Source organism: Flaviflexus ciconiae (assembly GCF_003971195.1).
In the GTDB taxonomy this organism is placed as follows: Bacteria; Actinomycetota; Actinomycetes; order Actinomycetales; family Actinomycetaceae; genus Flaviflexus; species Flaviflexus ciconiae.
Genome location: NZ_CP034593.1, coordinates 2,245,213 through 2,265,442, shown reverse-complemented (window position 1 = coordinate 2,265,442; position 20,230 = coordinate 2,245,213). Strand labels below are relative to the sequence as shown.

The following is a 20,230-nucleotide window of genomic DNA, read 5'->3' as shown; positions in this document are numbered from 1 at the left end:
AGGCTCGTCGCCTGTAGTGTCGTGTCATGGAGATCATCGAAAATGGCGCACTGGTCGACAGCGGGGGCCTGCGGCTGGGCAATGCCTCCGAGCAGCGTACGGGCGTGACCATTGCCGTTATTGATTCCGGTGGAGCCGCTGGCGTGGATGTTCGCGGGTCAGCACCCGGTACTCGAGAAACCGATCTGCTCGATCCCACGGCTGCCGTTCAGCACGCTAACGCAATCGTGCTTGCCGGTGGCTCAGCTTTTGGTCTCGCCGCAGCTGACGGTGCGATGCTGGAACTCGCAGAGCAGGGTAAGGGCCTGGATACCGGCATGGGGATCGTCCCGATCGTGCCTGCGGCCGTGATCTTTGATTTGCCGGTGACGGGTGGCGCCAAGCCCACTCCCGACCTTGGCAGGGAGGCGGTCCGCACTGCCGGTGAGAACCGCGAGCGCGGCTGCGTCGGTGCCGGCACGGGCGCCACGGTCGGTAAGTACTTGGGGCCGAACGGTGTCATGAAGGGCGGGCTGGGCCAGGCCGCGGTCCGTAGGGGAGATCTTGTTGTTTCGGCTGCTGTTGTCGTTAACGCTCTCGGTGACATTTTTGATGGGGATCAGAAGATCGCGGGAACACATTCCGCAGAGGGCTTCTTGCCGACCACTGAATATTTGGGTTCCCCGGTGGGGCTGACAAACACGACAATCGGAATCGTGGCAACCAATGCCGCTTTAACGAAGGCGCAGGCAAAGAAAGTTGCTTCTGCTTCGCACGATGGTTTGGCGCGGTCGATTCGGCCGGTTCACACGATGGATGATGGGGATACTTTGTTTGCGGTGTCGACGGGAACCGTCTCTGCGCACGTGAACGCGGTGTGCTTCATGGCGGCGGAGGCCGTGAGGCTTGCTGTGCTGGATGGGGTGCGTTCAGCAACTTCCCTTCCGGGGATCATAGCTGTGGAGGACTTGCCATTCTCCAAACCCAGTAATTAACCGTGGGCGTTTACACAGTTCTTCCTTATCGGGGGACCGCCGGTCCCTCTAGATGAGGCCAAAGCGCCCCAAAAATTATTGAATGAACCCCGGGCTAACGGCCAGTAACTTTTCTATGCCAGAATTCCCGCTATTCTATCCATGTGAGCGAATCCGTTTCCGATCCACGTGTTGTCACAATTCAGGAGAAGGACCAGACCTGGATTATCCTTGACGACCCTACGAGCCTTAATGCTCTCGACGCACCGCTCGTTCGTGCGCTCGCAAAGGAAATTGAGTCGGTCAAGACCGGGACCCTTGTGATCACGGGCCGCAACGGCGCTTTCTCATCGGGCGGTTCACTCAAAGTTCTTAGCGAGCTGTCCGAGCTTTCCAAAACCGATGTGCTGGGTGTGGAAAGCATCGTCCGGGAGGGCGGCAATGTTATCGAGGACCTGCTGTTCTCCTCGGCAACAACAATTGCTTTGATCGATGGCGCATGCGCCGGTGCAGGGATTGCGATTGCTCTGGCCTGCGACTATCAGCTCGCCACTCACCGGACACGGTTTAGTAGCGCATATGCTTCTCTTAACCTTCCGACCGATTTCGGTACCTACGAGCTCCTGAAGGAACGTATCGGTGAAGAGGAAGCCACTAAATTCATCAAGAACACCGACCTTATGGGGATTACTCGCGCACAGGAGATTGGCCTGGTCGATGGCCTGATCGAACGCACGGACCGCAAGGGCGTGAAGAAGGCGATCAAGGATCTGAAGCCCCGTAGCCGCAAGGCCCTTCTCAAGCATATTTCTGCGAACCTCGATTCCGAGGCCGCAGTATTCGCGCGTGCCATGACAAATCCGAGGACGCAGATCAAGATTGAAAAGGCTGTTCGCAAGCTCAAAAAGTAGCGCCACGCGAAAATCAGACTGCCACACTCTTCGCGGTCGGGACGTAGCACTCCCTGGGAAGTTCCTTTTCGACTCTTTCGTCGTTCCATCTGAATCATTGCTCCTATCCGTTACGACCCGACCCCAGTTGTTCTACTCTCAATAGGTGAACCACGTCGTTTGCGCTTGTTAGCCTTGGGCCTATGCGATCACCTGAGGTAACTTCCGGGGAGCCAACCGTGACTCGGAAGCGTGCCATTTGGATGGACGTGGTCCGGGGCCTGGCCATTATTGCCGTCATCTACGGTCATGTCGAGAACGTTGCGAAAATTGAAGCGGTCTTTGAGCGTGAGGACTGGATGGTCACGACGAACATGACGCTCGTGCTGCTCCGCATGCCGATGCTCATGTTCCTATCCGGAATGCTTGTCCCGCGATCGATCGCAAAGGGTTGGAAGATGTTCCTGCCCGGGAAGTTCACCAAACTGGCCTGGCCGTATGCGGTGTGGATAGCAGTTTTCTTTACCGTTGTGTGGATACGCGGCGGTGCTGAGCTTTCGCAGATTCCCATGGAGATCATCAATCCGGAGAACCCGAACATGACTCCGCTCTGGTATCTCCGGAACCTGTTCTTCTACTACCTCATTGCCCAGGCACTCACCTGGCTTCGGCTACCCCTGTGGTCGGGCGCCGCACTAGGTTTCGGTATCTGTGTCTACCAGGTGATCGACAATCCTCAGATCGATACGACGCCGCTTCGGTGGGGCTATTTGATGACGTTCTTTTTCCTCGGCTGCCTCACCATGCAGCACCTGGATAAGATCTCCCGGTTCTGCCGCAAACCCGTCGTAACACTGTTGCTTGCCGTTGCTTTCGTTATCCCGGTCTACATCTACCTCCAGGGAATTGCGCCCGTCAGGTACCGGCCGGAGTTCATTTGGGGACCGATCGCCTTTATCTGCCTGATTCTCGCCTTTGCACCGCTATTGAAATCATCGCGGTACACAAAGCCACTGCAGTTTATCGGCCGCTATTCGCTCTACTACTACGTCATGCACTACCCGATTTTCCTGGTCTACGCCTGGTGGATCGCACCGCACGTCGAGATCGGAACAGCCCACTATCCGGTGATGATGGCAATCGGGCTCATTATCCCCACTCTCACGGTCTACGCATGCCAGAAGGTCCCGGCCCTACGCTGGATCTTCTTCGAGCTCCCCTGGCCCCGCAAGAAGGCATCGGCCCGGTAGAGCAAGTATGCCCGCTCAACTGAGCGGGCACGACAGCGGTACTGTCAGAGACGGTTCGTTAGGACCTTGGTTCGGCAGCTACCAGGCGGCGTAGCGGGACAGTGCCGAACGGACAACTTACCCCGTGAATTCGGCTGTTGCGTTAATAGCTTCGCCACGTTCGATTCCTTCGAGGGTTTGTGCGTTGACGGTGAATTCCCACAGGTGTCCAGCAACGTCGACATAGGTGAGGGACGTGTAGGACTCTGTTGCGTAGGTGACGTCGATGATGATGGCGGGATAGCCAGCAAGTTCAGCACTCTCATCCCGGAGCGTGATGTTTGCGTCGGCTGCGAGGTTGTCTTCGAGGAGATCAATGAAGAAGTTTGCTGAGAACTCGTACTCTGGGTCGGAGAAGTCTTGTGCGAGCACATCGTCCCAGTCGTTGCCGCTCCACAGGTACTGGTAGTCAAATCCGGCCTTATCGGCCTCGTACCAGTCTTCGGGCACGGTCACTTCCACCGTGTACTCAGTATCTTCCCCTTCATCACCATCTCTCAGGACGTTGATACTCGAGTCGTCGGCCGTTCCACTTTCGCTACCTTCGCTCGACGACAGGCTGTCGTCACCGAGTTCGGAGGTTCCAGCTCTCTCTGTGGTGGCCTCATCGGAGTCGTTTGAGACACTCCCGCATGCACCCAATGTGAGAAGCCCCGCGGCGAGGGCCGCGACGAACTTAGTGGAAGTCAATTGTGTGTACCAATCTGTCGACTTCTGCCAGACCCTCGGAGTGGAGGGCGTTGGCAGTGATTTCCTTAATGCCGCCGTCAACATTCAGGTAGTAAATGTTGGCGACATATCCGGGGCCTTCAACCGAGATCCAGAACCCGTCGTAACCATCGATCGTCAGTTCCCCTTCGTAGGTGAGTGTAGCGTCCCCAAGATTTCCTGCAGCCTCGAGCTGCTCGATATAGGTCTCGGGAGACTCAATCTGCGCCCACGGGCCCAGCGGTGCCATCGAAAGGTTCTGGCTGTTGTCCGACTTGGTCCAGAAGAACACCGAGTAGGCGGTCTCGAGCTCTTCCCGATAGGTCCAGTCATCCGGCAGGGAGACTGACATGGATCCGTCTACCGCGGTAGCGTTCGCTGGATCCTGCTCCTCGGGTGGAATGACAGTCTCATCCTCCGTTGGATCAACGGTTGGATCATCCGTGGAAGCATCGCTGGGATCACCCGTCGGATCTTCCGTGGAAGCATCGGTGCTTTCATCCGTAGGATTGGACGTCGTGGGTTCTTCGGTTGTTTCTGTCTGCGTCTCGGTTGCATCCGATTCGGGATCGCTCGAAACCGATCCGCATGCGGACAGGACAAGTGCTGCCGCTCCCACGGCACTCATCAATGATTTACGCACGGCACTCCCCCATCCTTTACCGTGCCAGTCTAGTAGACACGAACTCAGAGGAGTAACCCTGTCATGAAATCCTTTTCACCACGACTGCGTATGGGAGATGATGGGGGTATGGACACGCTGTGGCAGATCTATCCCCTTGGAGCTACCGGGGCGCCAATTCGGGACTGGACAGATCCGGGAACTGACGAACATCGCCTCCGCAGGTTGGAGCCTTGGCTTGATCATGCGGCGGGAATCTCCGACATGCTTCTTCTGGGTCCAATCTTCACCTCGGCTACCCACGGCTACGACACTCTTGATCACTTCACTCTGGATCCGCGCCTGGGAACGGACGATGACTTCGACAACCTCGTAGGTGCCGCCGGCGAACGCGGCCTCGGCATCATCCTCGATGGCGTCTTTAACCACGTTGCTGACGGTCATGCCCTTTCTGATCGCGTCGCCCGGAACGAGGACGGTTCGCCCCGCGTCTTTGAGGGGCACGGCAGTCTCCTCGAGCTCGACCACGCGGATCCCGCCGTTATCGACTACATCATCCGTGTTCTCAGCCATTGGCTAGATCGGGGCGCCATGGGTTGGCGCATGGATGCGGCCTACCGGATTGAACCGGCCGTGTGGGAACAGATCCTCCCTGTGGTACGAAAACAGCATCCCGAAGCCTGGTTCCTCGGGGAAGTCATCCACGGCGACTACACCTCATTCACCGGCAAGAACCGTCTCGATTCCGTCACCCAGTACGAACTCTGGAAGGCGATCTGGTCCAGCCTGTTGGACGAGAACTTTTACGAACTCGAATGGTCACTCCAACGCCATGACGAGTTCCTTGAGTCATTCTCACCCAATACTTTTATCGGCAACCACGACGTCGAAAGAATCGCGTCAACGGTTGGCAGATCCAAGGCGGTCGCAGCCGCAGTCATCCTCTTTACCACCCCGGGAATCCCTTCCATCTACTACGGGGATGAGCTTGGCTGGAAGGCAACGAAGGGCGAGGGATTCGAAGCGGATGATCCGTTGCGTCCCGAGCTTCCGCGCACGCCTGCCGATGCAATCGACGATGAGTCCCGCCTGATTCTCGACATTTACCGCTGGGGAGCTAATTTCCGCCGGGAGCATCCCTGGCTGAAGACGGCCCGCACCGACAAGCTGCACGTCACCAACACTTCGTTCACGTACGTCACCCACGGCTCGGGGCAGGAAATCACCGTGGTCCTTGACCTGGCGGAAAAGAACGCGCGGGTCGAGAAAGACGGCCGGATCATCTGGACCCTCCCCCACATCGACGATTGATCCGATAGTGCACCCACACTTAGAGTTCGGTTATTTCTTTGCCGTCAGGTAGGTGAGGACTGCACGAACCCTGCGGTTCTCTTCCCCCACCTGCAAACCCAGCTTGAGGAACACGGATGCCACATACTTCGATACGGCTCCTGCGGATAGGAATAGTTGGGATGAGATCTGGCTGTTGGACAGGCCCTCTGCCATGAGAGCCAGCACTTCCCGTTCCCTGTCGGTCAGGCTATCGAGAGGCCCCGACCGGGCCCGTGCCAGCTGGCTGGCAACCTCGGGGTCGATCACAATGCCACCCGAAGACACGACACTCAGCGAACGCAGAAAGTCCCCGACCTTCGCAACCCTGTCCTTGAGCAGATACCCGAAGCCACCTCCTGCACCGGTGAGGAACCGCGAGGCATAGGCCGGTGCCACGTACTGGGAGAGAATCATGATCCCCAGATCCGGATATTCTTCCCGGATCTCCGCCGCAGCATCAAGACCATCGGTTCCCATCCCGGGCGGCATGCGAACATCGGCGATAACAACATCGATTTCTTGCCCGGATTCCAGCGCTTTTTTCACGGCACGAACAAGGCTCGGAGCATCGTCAACAGCCTCGATGATTTCGTGTCCCTGGCGTTCGACAAGTCCGACGAGCCCCTCGCGGAGCAGTGCGGAATCGTCCGCGACAACTATTTTCACAGGTACCCCGATTCTCCAACATTCAATAGCAGTGGCATGGTGGCACGAAGCTCTGTGGGGCCACCCTTGGGGCTGGATAGCTCAAGGGTTCCCCCGAAGGCAGCTAGCCGTTCCTTCATTCCAGACAGTCCCCGACCGGGGGTAATAACAGCCCCGCCCTGCCCCATATCCGTCACCGTAATGTGCAGGCTTTCGTCCGCGATAAGGAGAATAGCGGCGGGGCCACCATACTTTGCCGCATTGGTCAGAGCTTCGGATACGAAAAAGTACCCGGAGGCCGTGATTCCCTGCGGCAGGGAAGGTAGCGGGTGCGGGCACCGCACCTCCACCTGATCAAAGCGCCTTGCCAGGTCCCGCACTGCCGCTTCTAATCCCATATCTGTCAGCACCTGGGGATGGATACCATGAACCGTTTCCCTTAGTGCTTTGATCGCGAGCGCAGCATCGTCTTGAGCTGCGGAAATAAGTCTGCCTTCAACCGTGTTTGGGTCGAGGCTCAGGGAGGCTTCTCCCATTTTCATGTTTGCGGCCACCAGGTATTGCTGGGCTCCGTCGTGCAGGTCGCGTTCGATCCTGCGCCGTTCAATCTCGAATGCTCCCACAATTTCCCGGCGGGAGCGGCGTAGCTCTGCCAGGTTCTCCGCATAGTTCCCAGGCACGTTCTCCCCACCATCGGCTTGACGGGTTCTGGTGAGCTGTAGGCCGAGGATGAGAATGACGGTGAAGGCCGTAAGGACGACCGCCCGGGGCCCCTCAAGCTGGAGTTGTGCGGCAACGATACCGAGAACGGCAAGGCCGATGACCACGTTGAGGGCTTTGGGGGACATGGCTCTATCCTAGTGGGGTCAGGCCGAGGTGAGCAGTAGAGCTAGGTCCACCCATGGTTGGAACTGAGCTGGATGTTTAAAGCTGTCCGAAGAGGGTGGAATGGGAACCATGAAGAACACATTGAACGCAACCCACCTCGTGAAGACGTACGGGTCGGTCCGGGCCCTTGCCGATGTCTCGATCACTGTCGAGGGTGGCGAGTCTGTCGCCATCATGGGCCCCTCCGGTTCCGGTAAGTCCACCCTTCTCCACACCCTGTCGGGGATTCTCCGCCCCGATTCCGGCACCGTTCGCCTCGGCCCCGTCGATGTGACGAGCCTGTCGGATAAGGAACGGTCGACCCTGCGTCGCGAGCGCTTCGGCTTTGTTTTCCAGGATGGTCAGCTCGTTGATGAGCTCACTGCACGCGAGAACGTTGCATTCCCGCTTCTGCTGAGCGGCTGGAAGCGGAGCCGGGCGATGCGAGAGGCTGATCAGTGGCTGAGCCGCCTCGGCCTGAACGACATGGGTGGGCGTAAGCCGGGCGAGATGTCGGGCGGTCAGGCCCAGCGCGTTGCTATTGCACGTTCCCTCGTTCACAGCCCCGCTGTTGTCTTTGCCGACGAACCGACGGGTGCTCTTGATCAGGCTACCGGCCACGAGGTCATGCAGATTCTCACCACCGTGTGCCAGATGTCCAAGGCGACGCTCATTGTTGTCACGCACGACATGGAGGTGGCGAAGTGGTGTAACCGTCTCGTGGAGATCCGGGACGCCCTGATCCACGATGATCGCAAGCTTGGGGTGGGCCAGGCATGATCGGTATTTCTTCACGCCTCGCATGGTCGAGGATCACCACAAACCGGTCCGGCCTCGATGCTCTCGCGATCATCGCCTTTGCCGTTACAACGCTTCTAGCTTTGACGGTTGCTGGCGGCACCAGCATGTTCGTGGAGAGGCAGGCAAACCCACCGGAGTCTCTCACGGCGATTGCCGCGGCCTCCCCCTATCAGCCGTACGCCCCCGACATCGCGTCCCTTTACGTTTCCCTCGCAGTCATTGCCTGCGCGATTCTTGTCGTCCCGATCCTCAGCCTCGGTGCCGGCGCGGCACGGCTCGGCGCCTCCGGCAGGGCCAAGCGCCTCGCATCGCTCCGCCTGATCGGCATGACCGGCGGCGAGGTTGTCCTCATGTCGGTCATCGAGTCCCTCGTTCTCACAATCGCGGGAGCAGTCTTTGGTAGCTTCCTGTTCGCACTGAGCCTGCCGATCTGGAACTTCGTGTCCTTCCATGGCGAGTACCTGAGCCCCGCGGAAATGGTCGGACCCTGGTGGGTCAATCTTGCCGTTCTTGGAGTCATCCTTCTGCTGTCCGCAATCTCCACCGTGATCGGACTGCAGCGGGTTGTCATCAGCCCCCTCGGTATTGCGAAGCGAGAAACCCCGAAGGCCCTGCAGTTCTGGCGAGTCATCGTCTTCTTCGCTGCCATCGTCATCTTCTTTGTTGGCACACAGAGCTTCAACGTCATTGACTCTCAGCTCATCGGCTTCTTCTTTGTCGGCATCCTTCTCATGATTGTTCTCTTTGCGGTGAACCTCATTGGCCCCTGGATAATTCAGATGGTGGCTAGGCCGTTCACGAAGACCTCCAATCCAGCATCGCTCCTGGCTTCCCGTCGGCTTATCGCACAGCCAAGGGACGCATGGCGGAACGTTGGTGGGCTTGCCTTCATCGGCTTTATCTCGGCTTTCACGATCACCATGCCGCAGGTTCCGGACGACCCGATCTTCAACCTTCAGCTCCGCGACGTTGGTACGGGCACCACGCTCACGATGCTCATCGGCCTGCTTGTTGCCGCCACATCGACACTGATCAACCAGGCTGCCTTTACCGTGGACCGGGCCGAGCAAACCGTGGCCCTCACCCGCATGGGAACCCCGCGTAAGGTCTTCGCGGGAGCCCGCTACCGCCAGGTGCTCCTACCGTTGATTACGACCCTCGGGTCTCCATCCCCCTCGGTATCCTCATCATGCGCACGATTCTGCTTGGCACGCCCGAGCTTGCCACCGAGTCAAGCAACGGGGTCACGCTCGCAATCGTCATCGTCCTCGGTATCGTCCTCTGCACGGCAGCGGCGGGAGCCTCCCGCCCCATCGAGTCAAAGATCCTCACCTCCGACTACCGAAGAAACGACTAAATCAACCGAGCACGCCATGTCACGAGCAGGGTCCGCACCGCACCCCTGGCCGCGTTGGCAGCTGGACACTAAAGTCCTCTGGCAGGAACTTGGGAGTCATACCCGGCTCCTGCCAGAGGTCTATGTTTCGCCTTACCCCTGCGTGTTGAGCGAGCCAGGGTTCCCGACCGCCAGGCCTGACACGGTATTCACCTATTACCCAACCCAGACCGCTACCTCTGCGGTCAGGAGCCGTTCGCCTTCTTCGCGTAGAACCTGCCGAGGGTCTCTTCCTTCAGCTCCGCAAAGGTCCCGTTGTCGATAGAGTCTCGGATCGAGTCGACAAGCTTCACCGTGTAATGCTCGTTGTGGATTGTAGCGAGGGTGTTGGCGATCATTTCTTTCGCCTTGAACGTGTGGTGCAGGTAGGCCTTCGTGTAATGCGTGCATGTGTAGCAGTCGCAACCCTCAACGAGCGGGCTGAAGTTCCTCTTAAATTCAGCTCTCGTGATGTTGAACCTGCCGTCGGGTGAGTAGATCGCAGCGTTGCGGGCCACGCGGGAGGGGTTCACGCAGTCGAAGGTATCGGCACCCGCCTCGATCGCGGCAAACAGGTCGTCGGGCTCGGAGATTCCGAGGAGGTGGCGGGCCTTGTTCTCGGGAAGCTCTTCGCTCACCCATTCCACAATCGTTCCGAGATTTTCCTTCTCGAGGGCACCACCAATACCGAACCCATCGAAGGATTGACCATCAACTTCCATGGACCCCACGTCCCGAGCCGCCTTCCGGCGAAGGTCCTCGTACTGAGCGCCCTGGATAACTCCAAAGAGCTGCTGGTAGGGCTTGTCGGCACGGTCGATCGTCAGTTGCTTGTGCGCAACGAGACAACGCTCCGCCCACAGTCTGGTCCGTTCAAGCGCTTCTTCCTGATATTCACGGGAGTTCAGCAACGTCGTAAGCTCGTCAAAGGCAAAGATGATGTCGGCACCGAGCTCGTGCTGGATCCTCATCGATACCTCGGACGTGAAACGTAGTTTCGTGCCGTCGAGATGGGAACGGAACGTCACACCGTCGTCATCAATGTGTGCGCGGCGGATCTTGTTCTCGGCTACCTCAAGATCCGAGCCATCGCGGCCCTTCTTACCCGTGCCGGCGAATTGTTCTGAGAGAACTTTCTTGTAGCCGGTTCCAAGGCTCATAACCTGGAATCCGCCCGAATCCGTATAGGTGGGGCCATCCCAGTTCATGAACTTCCCAAGCCCACCGGCCTCGTCGACAATGTCGGACCCGGGCTGGAGGAATAGGTGATAAGCATTGGCGAGAACCGCCTGCGCACCAATGTCTTTGATCGACTCCGGCAAAACAGCTTTAACCGTTGCTTTTGTTCCCACGGGAATGAAAGCGGGGGTACGAACATCGCCGTGAGGGGTGTGGATCGTGCCCGTTCTCCCCTGGACTCCGTCGAGCCGCGAACTAACTGTGAACGTCACTGGATCTCCTCGTAGGCGGGTTCGTTTTTCTTCACCCAGGCTACAACCCAGTAGGTGATAGGCAGGAGCAGGAACTCAACAGCAACCTTGTAAATGTAGCCAACAATCATGAGGTTGAAGATTGTCGAGGCCGGCATGACACCAGCCCAGGCAACGAGGCAGAAGATCGCAGTGTCTGCCGCTTCACCGACAACCGTTGAGCCCAGCAGGCGCACCCACAGATTCTTCTCACCGTACTTCTGCTTAAGTTTCACCAGCACCCAAGAGTTCAGAAGCTGACCAACAACATAACCGGCAACGGAAGCAAGAACGATTCTGGGAACAAAGCCAAGAACCGCCTCAAAAGCTGCCTGGTTCTCGTAGTCGGCTGCCGGTGGCGCGATTTGCACCAGGTAGAACACGGCGGAAGCAATGATCGAAACAACGAGACCAAGGATGATGGCCTTCCGTGCCGGCTTAAAGCCGTACACCTCGGAGATCACGTCCCCCAGTACGTAAGTCAGCGGGAAGAGGATCGCTCCCCCATCGAAGATCAGTTCTCCACCAAACAGGTTGAGCTCGATGAGCTTGGTGGCTCCGATATTGGACAGGAGCAGGAAGGATACGAAAAGAACAACGATCGTGTCGTAGTGGCCGCGGCGGACCGGTGCAAAACGGGCAGACATTCAGACCTCGGGTACAGATAATGAAGGGTACTGATTCGGCGCTGCCACCACCGGAATCACGCATGATGCGTTGAGCGGATCGCTCCGCTCAGGCATAAGTGTAGCGAAAAAGAACAAGAATCAAGGGCGGGTCCGCTCTCGCCTGAATGATCTTCCCTGGTTGCGCACGTAGCTCCCGGACTAAGCACCTTGAATACCGGCACCTCGCTGAGCGGGAGTCCTCGCTTAGGACGCGGTCGTGGGACACGTGCATTACAGGGTGGAGGTGGTGGAGAACTCCTCTCTTCTACTCTCGGGCATCCCCGCTCTGACCGTCACGACCAAAGCGTGAAACTACCGGCAAAATTCGAGTCCGTGCGGTTCCAGTTTCGCGGATCTGAGCATCACGGAAAGCATCGAAAACGAAGGCTCGGGTAAACTTTGACTCGAGCTGTTCAGCCTCAAGTAGCTTCGCCATCACTTACTCGAAACGCATCGACTTATAGCTCCACAGTGACTCTTCAGCATCTCTGTCGATTGAAGTTTGGTTCAGAGAATTCTCGATGCCGTCCTTGTCGTTCCTCGAGGCAGGTGACGCATCAATGACAAGGGTAGTCCCAGCGCGGACCTTGAAAGGCGCAGAGTCTGCTTCCCAGGCTCTTGTCTGATCTTCATTTTCTCTGATGTGCTGGCAACCCGACAGAAGTCGGACTCGACCTAGGACCGTAGCATCGCTTGTCTCGGGAACTCAGCCACTGGCGGGGCTATTTTCCGCAAGTGTGAGTCCTGGCTTTTAGCCTTCTCCAAATCTGGACAACGGTGACATCAATCACCCACCGGATCAAAAGTACTCCACGACTCCATCGCGCATTTGCTCAAGAGAGTGAACTCCCGGTCTCGGCCGCGAACTGCTGCTCCTGCCAGTCAGCGTAAGAGCTGCCGGCCTTTGATGCCAGGCTGGTTGTGAGTCAGTGCTCATGATTTGGAAGGTCGGTTCAAGATGACGATTGCGCCTGGTTTAACTGTTGAAGAAGTCCGCGATTTTGTGTACGAGTATGAACGCCAGCCCCATGGCAGCAAGCGTGCTTGGCTGGCAGTACAAGGCGTGAGCTGGGGCCGGTTCCGTAGGTGGCGCGACACGGTGTATGACGGGAGTGTGGACCGGGGACTGATTCCACGACAGGGTAGTGTTATGGCAAGTCCCTCCCAATGACGCCATAGCGCGAAAAAGAATGCCATGCAGGAAGCTGAAAATGAGCGGCTCCGTGCACGTGTACAAGAGCTGGAAGCAACGAACGAGGCTTGGGAAAAGCTATCGGGCTCGTGCATCAGTTGAGCGAGCAAGAGCCCGGACCATCACAGACGAACGAGCCGAGCAGTTCCTCATAGGTGAGAACGCGCTGGTGGTGGAGTTAACCCAGGTGACGGGTTCACAGCGAAAGGCTCTGGTATTGGCCGGGGTGGCACGCTCGACGTGGCAGTATCGCCACCATCCGCGGCCCAAGGTTAATGACCCGATCCCCCACCATGAACGGGACTACCCAACACGGGTCAGTGCTCATGACCGGGAACGGATCGAGGAGTTCATACTCGCCGGCTGGGCCCGTGATGAATCAGTGGAACACTCCTTTGTAGCGGCATGGGATCAGGGCGTGATGCTCGCTTCTGTGCGGACCTGGTGGCGGATCGGGGCAGAGTTAGAGCAGAGCCTACGCCCCAAGATCCCCACCAAGCGTGGCCGGGGTGGACCACGACAGGTGCCCGTCGTCTCAGCGACTAGGCCCGGCCAGGCATGGTCCTGGGATATCACCGATCTGCTTACCCCGTGGCGCTCGGTTGTACTCAAGGCCTACAAGATCACCGATATTTACTCGCGTGAGATCGTTGGCTACCGGGTCGAGGAACGTGAAGCCGACCATCTTGCCGTTGACATGTTTAAGACCGCGATCGCCCAGCACGGGGCACCCGAAGTCGTGCATGCGGACTGCGGGCCAGCCATGCGGTCCAACACGTTGGGTCAGACGCTCGCCGATTACGGGGTACGGCTGTCACATCATCGGCCATACGTGTCCAATGACAACCCGTTTTCAGAGGCAGGATTTAGGACCATGAAGTACCGGCCCCGGTTATCCCCGGGTGTTTGCTGATCTTGACACTGCCCGTGCTTATCTCGATGACTATGTGTCCTGGTACAACACGAGCCATCGGCATTCAGGGATCGCACTATTCACGCCCCGTCAGGTCGGTGACGGCACCTGGCGCCACACCTGGAACATCCGAGACAAGGCACTACAACAGTATTACGAACACCATTCCCAACGATTCCGGAAAAAGCCTCAAACCCCAGCCTCCTCCGACACCGTCGGGATTAACCTCCCCAAAAACACAACAACAAAATAACCCCCAACTGACTCACCACAGCTTGACACCGAGCGTTGCACGTTCATTTTGATACAGGGCTTTAGGTGTGCGCATTAGCTCCCGAGGTGTGCGCAGATTCTGAGTGGTGGGTTCATTCCAATGGTTTGGCTAGTCACAGTCTTTCCCGACGGGTGACGTTTCGGCATTGATTGGGACGTGAAGCAGTATTTCGTTAAGAGATTCGGGTCAATAACTCTTTTACGCGCTTGGTAATCTCGTCGCGGATTTCGCGTACGACCTCTACCGGTTCACCCGACGGATCAGCGACCTCCCAGTCTTCATGGTGGGTTCCGGGGAAAATTGGGCATGATTCGCCACATCCCATCGTGATTACCCAATCGGCCGTCTTCACTTTCGCCGGATCAAGTTTTTCTGGCTGCGCAAACGGCTCTAACCCTATTTCGGCGAGGGCGTCGCGCACCTCGGGGTGTACTTCCTCGGCCGGTTCGGTGCCTGCGCTCATGATGGTCACGTCAGATTTAGCTAGTTCTTGCGCAATGGCAGCTGCTATTTGTGAGCGACCAGCGTTTTGTCTGCAGGCAAAAAGGATTCTGGTCACGGCGGCTCCCTTTCGGCTTGTGGTTTGTTGAGGCACGTGTTTAGCGACAACGTCAAGGAGCTGAGTATCACAATCCGGGGCGATCGAGTAGTAGGCCCACTTACCCTGCTGTTCACGGCCTAATATGCCAGCATTTACCAGCCTGGTGAGATGGTGCGAAACGGTTGACCGACTGATATTAAAAACCTCGGGAAATGAACATGCACACACCGGGTTCGGTGAACAGCGGTATATGAACAGAGCCAGTTGCAGCCGCGTGACATCACTGAGTGCCGCAAAAATATCTGCCGCGTCCTGACATTGACCTTCGTCGGCGATTGCAGGTGCGGGGCAGCAATTCGGAGCGTGTTGGCTGGTCATACAAGAACTCTATCAGACGTTTCGACGGACATCGAAACGTGTGATAGAGTTTTCATCGATTCGACAATCATCGAAATGTAAGGAGTTAATCGTGCGACAAATCGATATCTATGAACCGGCTTTGTGCTGTTCTTCCGGGGTATGTGGAACCGACGTAGATCAGGCTCTCGTTGATTTCAACGCGGCGCTGACCGCCCTGGATAAAGAGGGCATTACCGTCACCAGGCATAATTTGGCGTCTGCCCCTACTGATTTTGCGGCTTGCGAGCCAGTTCGCGCATATGTTCAGGTAGCTGGCACAGACGGCCTGCCAGTTACTGTGGTTGATGGCACTATCGTTGCTACTGGTTCTTACCCGCAACTTGATCAGCTCCGTCAATTCGCGGGGGTAGCCCTGGAGGGACAGACGACTTTGCCCGTCGTTGAGTCTGGTTGTATTGGCGGAAGCGGGTGCTGCTAATGTCCCTTCCTGAACTGAGCACCAAGTTTGCGTTTTTCACCGGTAAAGGTGGAGTCGGAAAGACTACGGTTGCTTGCTCTTTAGCTACCCGTACGGCAGGTGAAGGTAAGCGAGTACTGCTAGTATCAACTGATCCAGCCTCGAATATTGGGCAGGTATTCGGCCGTGAGATCGGATCGGGCGGAGCAGAGCTAACCGACCTTGTGCCCGGCGCTACCAGTTTTGATGCGGTAGAGATTGATCCGGAGGCAGAAGCGGAGCGGTATCGCGAGTCTATCCTGGGTCCAGTTCGTGGCCTGCTGCCACCCGAGGTGCTAGCAACAACCGAAGAAACCTTGTCCGGTTCCTGCACGGTTGAAGTCGCTAGTTTTAATCGATTCGTCGACTATCTAACCAACGAAGACATTACTAGCCACTATGACCACATCATTTTCGATACCGCCCCGACCGGACACACTCTGCGGTTACTGTCCTTACCCGGCGACTGGTCTAGTTTCATTGATAAAGGCGCGGGTGATGCCTCGTGTCTGGGGCCGATGTCGGGGCTAGAGAAGAACCGGCAAACCTATCACGAGGCGGTCGCTGCTCTGTCTGACCCGGCACAAACTTCACTGGTTCTGGTGGCCAGGGCTCAAATCTCGACCCTGCAAGAAGCTAACCGTTCCACCGGTGATCTATTTGAGATGGGAATCAAACCCACACTGTTGGTGATCAACGGGATCCTGCCAGTGAGCGCCGCTACCGATCAGCTGTCGGAGTCTATTTACGCCCGGGAACAAGCACTACTTGATGGCCTTGCCGCAAATACTGAGCTGAGCGCGATCAAGAGTGTTCCAACGGCACGGATCGAGTTGAATGCCAAACCGGTGATGGGGGTAGACGGCCTGTTACATCTGGGCGAGGCTGACGGTAATGAAACTTCGAGCGCGGGCCCCGCACTAGAGCCGGGCTTTACGCACTCCATTTCAAATTCGCACGTTGGTTTATCCCATCTGGTAGATGAGCTAGCAGAGGGGAAACCGAAACTCGTCTTGTGTATGGGCAAGGGCGGGGTTGGGAAAACCACCGTGGCGCAAATGTTGGCATTGGAGCTCGCTAAGCGCGGCAAGCCAGTGCATCTGTCCACCACGGATCCTGCGAATCACCTCGATGTTTCCCTCGAAGATCGCATCAAAGGTTTGACGGTGTCATCTATCGATCCTGACGCGGTGACGGCTAGCTACCGTGAAGAAGTGCTCGCCAGCAAAGGCGCTTCTCTCGATGCCGACGGGTACGCACAGTTGGAGGAAGACCTGCGCTCCCCATGTACGGAAGAAGTGGCCGTTTTCAAAGCATTTTCTGAGGTCGTAGCAACGGCCCAAAACCAGTGGGTCGTCCTCGACACCGCCCCCACCGGGCACACCCTGCTATTACTGGACGCCACTGGGTCCTACCACCGCGAACTCATGCGCCAATCCGGGCGTGACGATTCCGCGACCACGCTCCAACACCTGCAAAATACGGAAGTGACTCGACCAATCCTCGTGACACTGCCAGAAACCACACCAATGCTCGAGGCACAATCCCTCGCAGCCGACCTGTCGCGAGCAGGTATTGAGCCGTGGGCATGGGTAATCAACCAGTCACTCCCAGCAACCGAGACATCATCACCGTTCCTGCTACGACGAGCCAATGCGCAACAGGAGATAATTAACTCGGTCGCTGATCAGGCAGGGGTACCAGTGGTTCAACTGCCCGTCATGCTCGACCATGAACTATGCAAATAGCGATTTACCGAAGCTAAGTCGTATAGGTCACCTCGTCTCTTCTGCCAGTTATAAATTGGGGGACAGACGAGGTGGCCATTTTTATTCTGAGACTTGAATGGCTTGAATCCGCTTTTGCGGGCACACGGTAGCATTCGTTCATCCGGAAACGCGAGCATCGGATTCCATCCGCAACGCCTTACTGGGTCATCCTTTCTACCTGGAGTGCGTCGAGGGTACCGGTTCGTTGTAGCTCCCGAGCTCAGGATTTGAACCGGATGTTGATAATACCGTCGGGGTGAACCGTCTTCAGTTTGTTGCTGGTGTTATGCGGGTGCCAGCTCCGGGTGGGCAGGTGTTTCTAGGTTAGCGTAGTACAGGGTCTCGTACTCATCGGGTGTGAGGTGAAGTGTCCCGAGTTTTGTTCCTAGGCATTTGCCATGATTTCTATTATTGCCTGCGGCGGGTTAGTAGTGCCCCTTAGAGTGGTGTAGCCCCCGGGGTGGTCGTGAGCGTCGTTGCTGACGTGGACGCGGTCACCGTGGGATCCTTCGAGAAAGCTCTCTACTTCCCACTCGAAAGGACATCACCACGATGACCGCCCCTCATATTATCGACCCTGCAGGCCTGCTCCGCGAAGCCCTCGCTGAAGCATCCCCGGATCTGATGCGAGACCTGCTCCAGACCATGATCAACGCCCTGCTCTCCGCCGACGCTGATGCCGTGGTCGGGGCGGAATGGAGCAAGCCCAGCCCCGACCGGCTCACCCGGCGCAACGGCTACCGCTACCGGCCCCTGGATACCCAGGTCGGCACAGTGGATGTTGCTGTCCCAAAACTGCGCTCGGGCACGTATTTCCCTGCTTGGCTGATCGAGCGCAGGAAACGGGCCGAGACCGCACTGATCACGGTCGTGGCTGACTGCTACCTCGCCGGAGTGTCCACGCGGCGGATGGTTAAACTCGTCAAGACCTTGGGCATCCATTCTTTATCGAAGTCGCAGGTCTCGCGCATGGCCACCGAGCTCGACGAGCACGTGGACCAGTTCCGCCACCGCCCCTCGATGAGGCGGTCCCCTTCACCTTCGTCGCTGCTGACGCACTGACCATGAAGGTCCGTGAGGGCGGACGGGTGATCAACACGGTCGTCCTCATCGCCACCGGTGTCAATGCCGACGGGCACCGAGAAGTCCTCGGCCTGCGGGTTACGACCAGTGAGACCGGGGCCGCGTGGAACTCCTTCTTCGCCGACCTCGTCGCATGATGCGCCCTGAGCGGGGTCCGACTGGTGACCTCCGATGCTCACCCGGGCCTGGTCGAGGCGGTCGCCGCAAACCTGCCCGGAGCTGCCTGGCAGCGGTGCCGGACCCATTATGCGACGAACCTGATGAGCGTGTGCCCCAAGAGCTACTGGCCGGCAGTCAAAGCGATGCTGCACTCGGTCTACGACCAGCCCGACGCTCCCAGTGTCCACGCCCGATTCGATCGGCTTTTGGACTACGTCGGCGATAAGCTCCCTGAAGCTCACGATCATCTGGACGGCGCACGTGCCGATATCCTTGCCTTCACTGCCTTTCCGAGCCCGGTGTGGGCCCAGATCTGGTCCAACAACCCGGGCGAGCGCCTCAACCGCGAGATCCGTCGCCGCACCGATTCGGTGGGGATCTTCCCCAACCGAGAAGAGATCATCCGCCTCGTCGGCGCCGTCCTGGCCGAACAGACCGATGAATGGGCCGAAGGCCGACGCTACCTCGGACTCGACATCCTCGCCAAGAGCCGCTTCCACACCGTTGCCGACAATGCAGGAAACGTAAGCGACGACCCACTCGAACTGACCGCCTAACCCCCAAACCGACAACGAAGGAACACCGGCTACACCACCCAAAGGGACTTGACCCGGTCCGGAGATTCCCGGCACAACCGGAAAGACTCCGTCAGTCCATCATGTGTTCGATTGCCCAGTCCCGTAGCACATCAAGAGACGCACCTAGCTCCTTACCGGCTTCGGTGAGCGAGTAAAGGATTTCTCCCTCTGACTCGTCCCGTTCAACGACTCCGATCTCTGACAGTTCTTTCAGGCGCGCCGAAAGCATTCGTTTCGAGATGCTGATGGTTGTCGCAATCTCTGTGAAGTGTGCGGGTCTCTGGCGGAGGACGTCAACGATCGGTCCCATCCATTTTTTGCCGAGGACATTGTAGATCTTCTCCATTGCCTCGCACTTCTCCAGTGGAGCATCCGGAGACCGCGGATCAGTCTGTCCTCCCATGAGGTCAGGATAAGTACTGAAAACTCGGACATATAGGACTATGGGCACAGGCTGTTCCCTGAATAGTGGAGATGCCGCCAAACCGAGCAAAGCGTTTTGGTCCTAGATTTGGCGAGTTCGATACGACCTCGTCAACAACCGTTGTCTCCCGAACTATTACCAGCGAGTAGTGCCTGCACCTGGGCTTTTCGTTCATCCTCACCGGATGCACTAAGTACCAACCGCCTCAATCGGGTCCCTCAACGACCGCCTATTCTTCGATCTCGACGATCTCAAGCACTTCGGCATTGAGGTCGTCGACGGTGACCTCGTAGAGGGCCTCTTCATCTTCGATCGTGATGATGTAGACGGGCACCTCGTCAAGGAGCGTGATGGTGGCAGAGTCGACGCGACCCGGTACGGATATCCCCGCAGCATCGATCGCGTCCGCCAGGGTCACAACCTGGCCTTCAAGATAGTCCTCAATCTCAGGGTCCTGTTCACCGATGAGATTGGTGAAGATACCGGTGCCTGCAAGGGTCACTTCGTAGAGCTCGTCATCAACAATGACGGAGACGACGTACGAGTTGATGACAGTGTGGATGGCAATCGCGGTGCCGTCCAGAGCGTTCTCGGCACGCTCGATTGCATCAAAAATCTCCCGGTTTGTTGGGCCGGTTTCGATGATAACGGGGCCCTCTGTTGACTCTGTTGAGGGAGTGGTCGTGGGGGCCTTTGGAACGTACGGTTCATCGGTTGGCACACACGCTGCTAGTAGTAGCACAGCCATCCCGACCCAAAGTCTTCCCATACCATTCATCTAATCAGATCTGACCAAACTTTGGCAGAACTTTGGGAGAGCTT

The 20,230-nt window shown here is 57.5% G+C and carries 18 protein-coding genes and 1 pseudogene; 10 read left to right on the top strand and 9 right to left on the bottom strand.

Annotated elements, in window-relative coordinates:
* Nucleotides 1-26 precede the first annotated feature (26 nt).
* The 3 genes from EJ997_RS09925 to EJ997_RS09915 all read left to right on the top strand — a co-directional run bounded on the left by EJ997_RS09925 (nucleotide 27) and on the right by EJ997_RS09915 (nucleotide 3,093).
* Complete coding sequence (locus tag EJ997_RS09925; RefSeq protein ID WP_126704408.1) at nucleotides 27-974, top strand: P1 family peptidase; 948 nt, start codon at nucleotides 27-29, stop codon at nucleotides 972-974.
* 143 nt (nucleotides 975-1,117) lie between these two features.
* On the top strand, nucleotides 1,118-1,864 hold the full coding sequence (locus tag EJ997_RS09920; RefSeq protein WP_164719933.1) for an enoyl-CoA hydratase/isomerase family protein: 747 nt from the start codon (nucleotides 1,118-1,120) through the stop codon (nucleotides 1,862-1,864).
* A gap of 218 nt (nucleotides 1,865-2,082) precedes the next feature.
* The gene (locus EJ997_RS09915) at nucleotides 2,083-3,093 is read left to right on the top strand and encodes an acyltransferase family protein (protein WP_164719931.1); all 1,011 of its coding nucleotides are present in this window, start codon (nucleotides 2,083-2,085) and stop codon (nucleotides 3,091-3,093) included.
* 117 nt (nucleotides 3,094-3,210) lie between these two features.
* Here the strand turns inward: EJ997_RS09915 and EJ997_RS09910 are convergent, their stop codons facing one another.
* Together EJ997_RS09910 and EJ997_RS09905 are read right to left on the bottom strand one after the other, a co-directional pair.
* Nucleotides 3,211-3,822 carry a hypothetical protein gene (locus tag EJ997_RS09910; RefSeq protein WP_126704405.1) on the bottom strand — a complete coding sequence of 204 codons (612 nt, stop codon included), beginning with the start codon at nucleotides 3,820-3,822 and terminating at the stop codon, nucleotides 3,211-3,213.
* On the bottom strand, nucleotides 3,809-4,483 hold the full coding sequence (locus EJ997_RS09905; protein ID WP_126704404.1) for a hypothetical protein: 675 nt from the start codon (nucleotides 4,481-4,483) through the stop codon (nucleotides 3,809-3,811). Before EJ997_RS09905 ends, EJ997_RS09910 begins: the two co-directional genes overlap by 14 nt.
* A 63-nt stretch (nucleotides 4,484-4,546) precedes the next feature.
* Between EJ997_RS09905 and EJ997_RS09900 the strand changes: the two genes are divergently transcribed.
* Nucleotides 4,547-5,773: an alpha-amylase family glycosyl hydrolase gene (locus tag EJ997_RS09900; protein ID WP_206501644.1), complete on the top strand. Its 1,227-nt coding sequence runs from the start codon at nucleotides 4,547-4,549 to the stop codon at nucleotides 5,771-5,773.
* A gap of 30 nt (nucleotides 5,774-5,803) precedes the next feature.
* On the opposite strand, the gene EJ997_RS09895 is transcribed toward EJ997_RS09900, so the two are convergent.
* A complete protein-coding gene (locus tag EJ997_RS09895; RefSeq protein ID WP_126704403.1) occupies nucleotides 5,804-6,460 on the bottom strand; it encodes a response regulator transcription factor in 657 nt (218 codons plus the stop codon).
* Nucleotides 6,457-7,287, bottom strand: a complete 831-nt coding sequence (locus EJ997_RS09890; protein WP_126704402.1) for a sensor histidine kinase — start codon at nucleotides 7,285-7,287, stop codon at nucleotides 6,457-6,459. Before EJ997_RS09890 ends, EJ997_RS09895 begins: the two co-directional genes overlap by 4 nt.
* A gap of 100 nt (nucleotides 7,288-7,387) precedes the next feature.
* Between EJ997_RS09890 and EJ997_RS09885 the strand changes: the two genes are divergently transcribed.
* Together EJ997_RS09885 and EJ997_RS09880 are read left to right on the top strand one after the other, a co-directional pair.
* Nucleotides 7,388-8,086, top strand: coding sequence for an ABC transporter ATP-binding protein (locus tag EJ997_RS09885; protein WP_126704401.1), 699 nt, complete (start codon nucleotides 7,388-7,390; stop codon nucleotides 8,084-8,086).
* A complete protein-coding gene (locus tag EJ997_RS09880; RefSeq protein ID WP_126704400.1) occupies nucleotides 8,083-9,768 on the top strand; it encodes an ABC transporter permease family protein in 1,686 nt (561 codons plus the stop codon). Before EJ997_RS09885 ends, EJ997_RS09880 begins: the two co-directional genes overlap by 4 nt.
* Here the strand turns inward: EJ997_RS09880 and tgt are convergent.
* Together tgt and EJ997_RS09870 are read right to left on the bottom strand one after the other, a co-directional pair.
* Nucleotides 9,689-10,933: a tRNA guanosine(34) transglycosylase Tgt gene (gene tgt / locus EJ997_RS09875; protein ID WP_126704399.1), complete on the bottom strand. Its 1,245-nt coding sequence runs from the start codon at nucleotides 10,931-10,933 to the stop codon at nucleotides 9,689-9,691. The genes EJ997_RS09880 and tgt overlap by 80 nt on opposite strands.
* The gene (locus EJ997_RS09870) at nucleotides 10,930-11,598 is read right to left on the bottom strand and encodes a queuosine precursor transporter (RefSeq protein WP_126704398.1); all 669 of its coding nucleotides are present in this window, start codon (nucleotides 11,596-11,598) and stop codon (nucleotides 10,930-10,932) included. The genes tgt and EJ997_RS09870 overlap by 4 nt, the downstream gene beginning before the upstream one ends.
* A gap of 1,232 nt (nucleotides 11,599-12,830) precedes the next feature.
* Here EJ997_RS09870 and EJ997_RS09860 point away from each other — a divergent pair.
* Nucleotides 12,831-13,724, top strand: coding sequence for a DDE-type integrase/transposase/recombinase (locus tag EJ997_RS09860; protein ID WP_206501643.1), 894 nt, complete (start codon nucleotides 12,831-12,833; stop codon nucleotides 13,722-13,724).
* A 446-nt stretch (nucleotides 13,725-14,170) separates the two neighbouring features.
* Here the strand turns inward: EJ997_RS09860 and EJ997_RS09855 are convergent, their stop codons facing one another.
* Nucleotides 14,171-14,917: a metalloregulator ArsR/SmtB family transcription factor gene (locus tag EJ997_RS09855; RefSeq protein ID WP_126704396.1), complete on the bottom strand. Its 747-nt coding sequence runs from the start codon at nucleotides 14,915-14,917 to the stop codon at nucleotides 14,171-14,173.
* A gap of 40 nt (nucleotides 14,918-14,957) precedes the next feature.
* Between EJ997_RS09855 and arsD the strand changes: the two genes are divergently transcribed.
* From arsD to EJ997_RS09840, 3 genes and pseudogenes are all read left to right on the top strand, one after another.
* Nucleotides 14,958-15,377 carry an arsenite efflux transporter metallochaperone ArsD gene (gene arsD / locus EJ997_RS14110; protein ID WP_407644332.1) on the top strand — a complete coding sequence of 140 codons (420 nt, stop codon included), beginning with the start codon at nucleotides 14,958-14,960 and terminating at the stop codon, nucleotides 15,375-15,377.
* The gene (gene arsA, locus EJ997_RS09845; protein ID WP_126704394.1) at nucleotides 15,377-17,143 is read left to right on the top strand and encodes an arsenical pump-driving ATPase; all 1,767 of its coding nucleotides are present in this window, start codon (nucleotides 15,377-15,379) and stop codon (nucleotides 17,141-17,143) included. The genes arsD and arsA overlap by 1 nt, the downstream gene beginning before the upstream one ends.
* A 573-nt stretch (nucleotides 17,144-17,716) precedes the next feature.
* Nucleotides 17,717-18,963: pseudogene (locus EJ997_RS09840) on the top strand (IS256 family transposase).
* A gap of 91 nt (nucleotides 18,964-19,054) precedes the next feature.
* Here EJ997_RS09840 and EJ997_RS09835 read toward each other — a convergent pair.
* Together EJ997_RS09835 and EJ997_RS09830 are read right to left on the bottom strand one after the other, a co-directional pair.
* Nucleotides 19,055-19,387 (bottom strand): winged helix-turn-helix transcriptional regulator, encoded by a 333-nt coding sequence (locus EJ997_RS09835; RefSeq protein WP_206501642.1) that lies wholly within the window; start codon nucleotides 19,385-19,387, stop codon nucleotides 19,055-19,057.
* A 250-nt stretch (nucleotides 19,388-19,637) separates the two neighbouring features.
* Complete coding sequence (locus EJ997_RS09830; RefSeq protein ID WP_126704393.1) at nucleotides 19,638-20,129, bottom strand: PepSY domain-containing protein; 492 nt, start codon at nucleotides 20,127-20,129, stop codon at nucleotides 19,638-19,640.
* Nucleotides 20,130-20,230: the final 101 nt, after the last annotated feature.

Bases quoted from the DNA above. Each gene is read 5' to 3' on its own strand.
- EJ997_RS09925 (WP_126704408.1), top strand. From the start codon at position 27: ATGGAGATCATCGAAAATGGCGCACTGGTCGACAGCGGGGGCCTGCGG.
- EJ997_RS09900 (WP_206501644.1), top strand. From the start codon at position 4,547: ATGAAATCCTTTTCACCACGACTGCGTATGGGAGATGATGGGGGTATG.
- EJ997_RS09890 (WP_126704402.1), bottom strand. From the start codon at position 7,287: ATGTCCCCCAAAGCCCTCAACGTGGTCATCGGCCTTGCCGTTCTCGGT.
- EJ997_RS09885 (WP_126704401.1), top strand. From the start codon at position 7,388: ATGGGAACCATGAAGAACACATTGAACGCAACCCACCTCGTGAAGACG.
- EJ997_RS09880 (WP_126704400.1), top strand. From the start codon at position 8,083: ATGATCGGTATTTCTTCACGCCTCGCATGGTCGAGGATCACCACAAAC.
- EJ997_RS09870 (WP_126704398.1), bottom strand. From the start codon at position 11,598: ATGTCTGCCCGTTTTGCACCGGTCCGCCGCGGCCACTACGACACGATC.
- EJ997_RS09860 (WP_206501643.1), top strand. From the start codon at position 12,831: ATGAGCGGCTCCGTGCACGTGTACAAGAGCTGGAAGCAACGAACGAGG.
- EJ997_RS09855 (WP_126704396.1), bottom strand. From the start codon at position 14,917: ATGACCAGCCAACACGCTCCGAATTGCTGCCCCGCACCTGCAATCGCC.
- arsA (WP_126704394.1), top strand. From the start codon at position 15,377: ATGTCCCTTCCTGAACTGAGCACCAAGTTTGCGTTTTTCACCGGTAAA.
- EJ997_RS09835 (WP_206501642.1), bottom strand. From the start codon at position 19,387: ATGGGAGGACAGACTGATCCGCGGTCTCCGGATGCTCCACTGGAGAAG.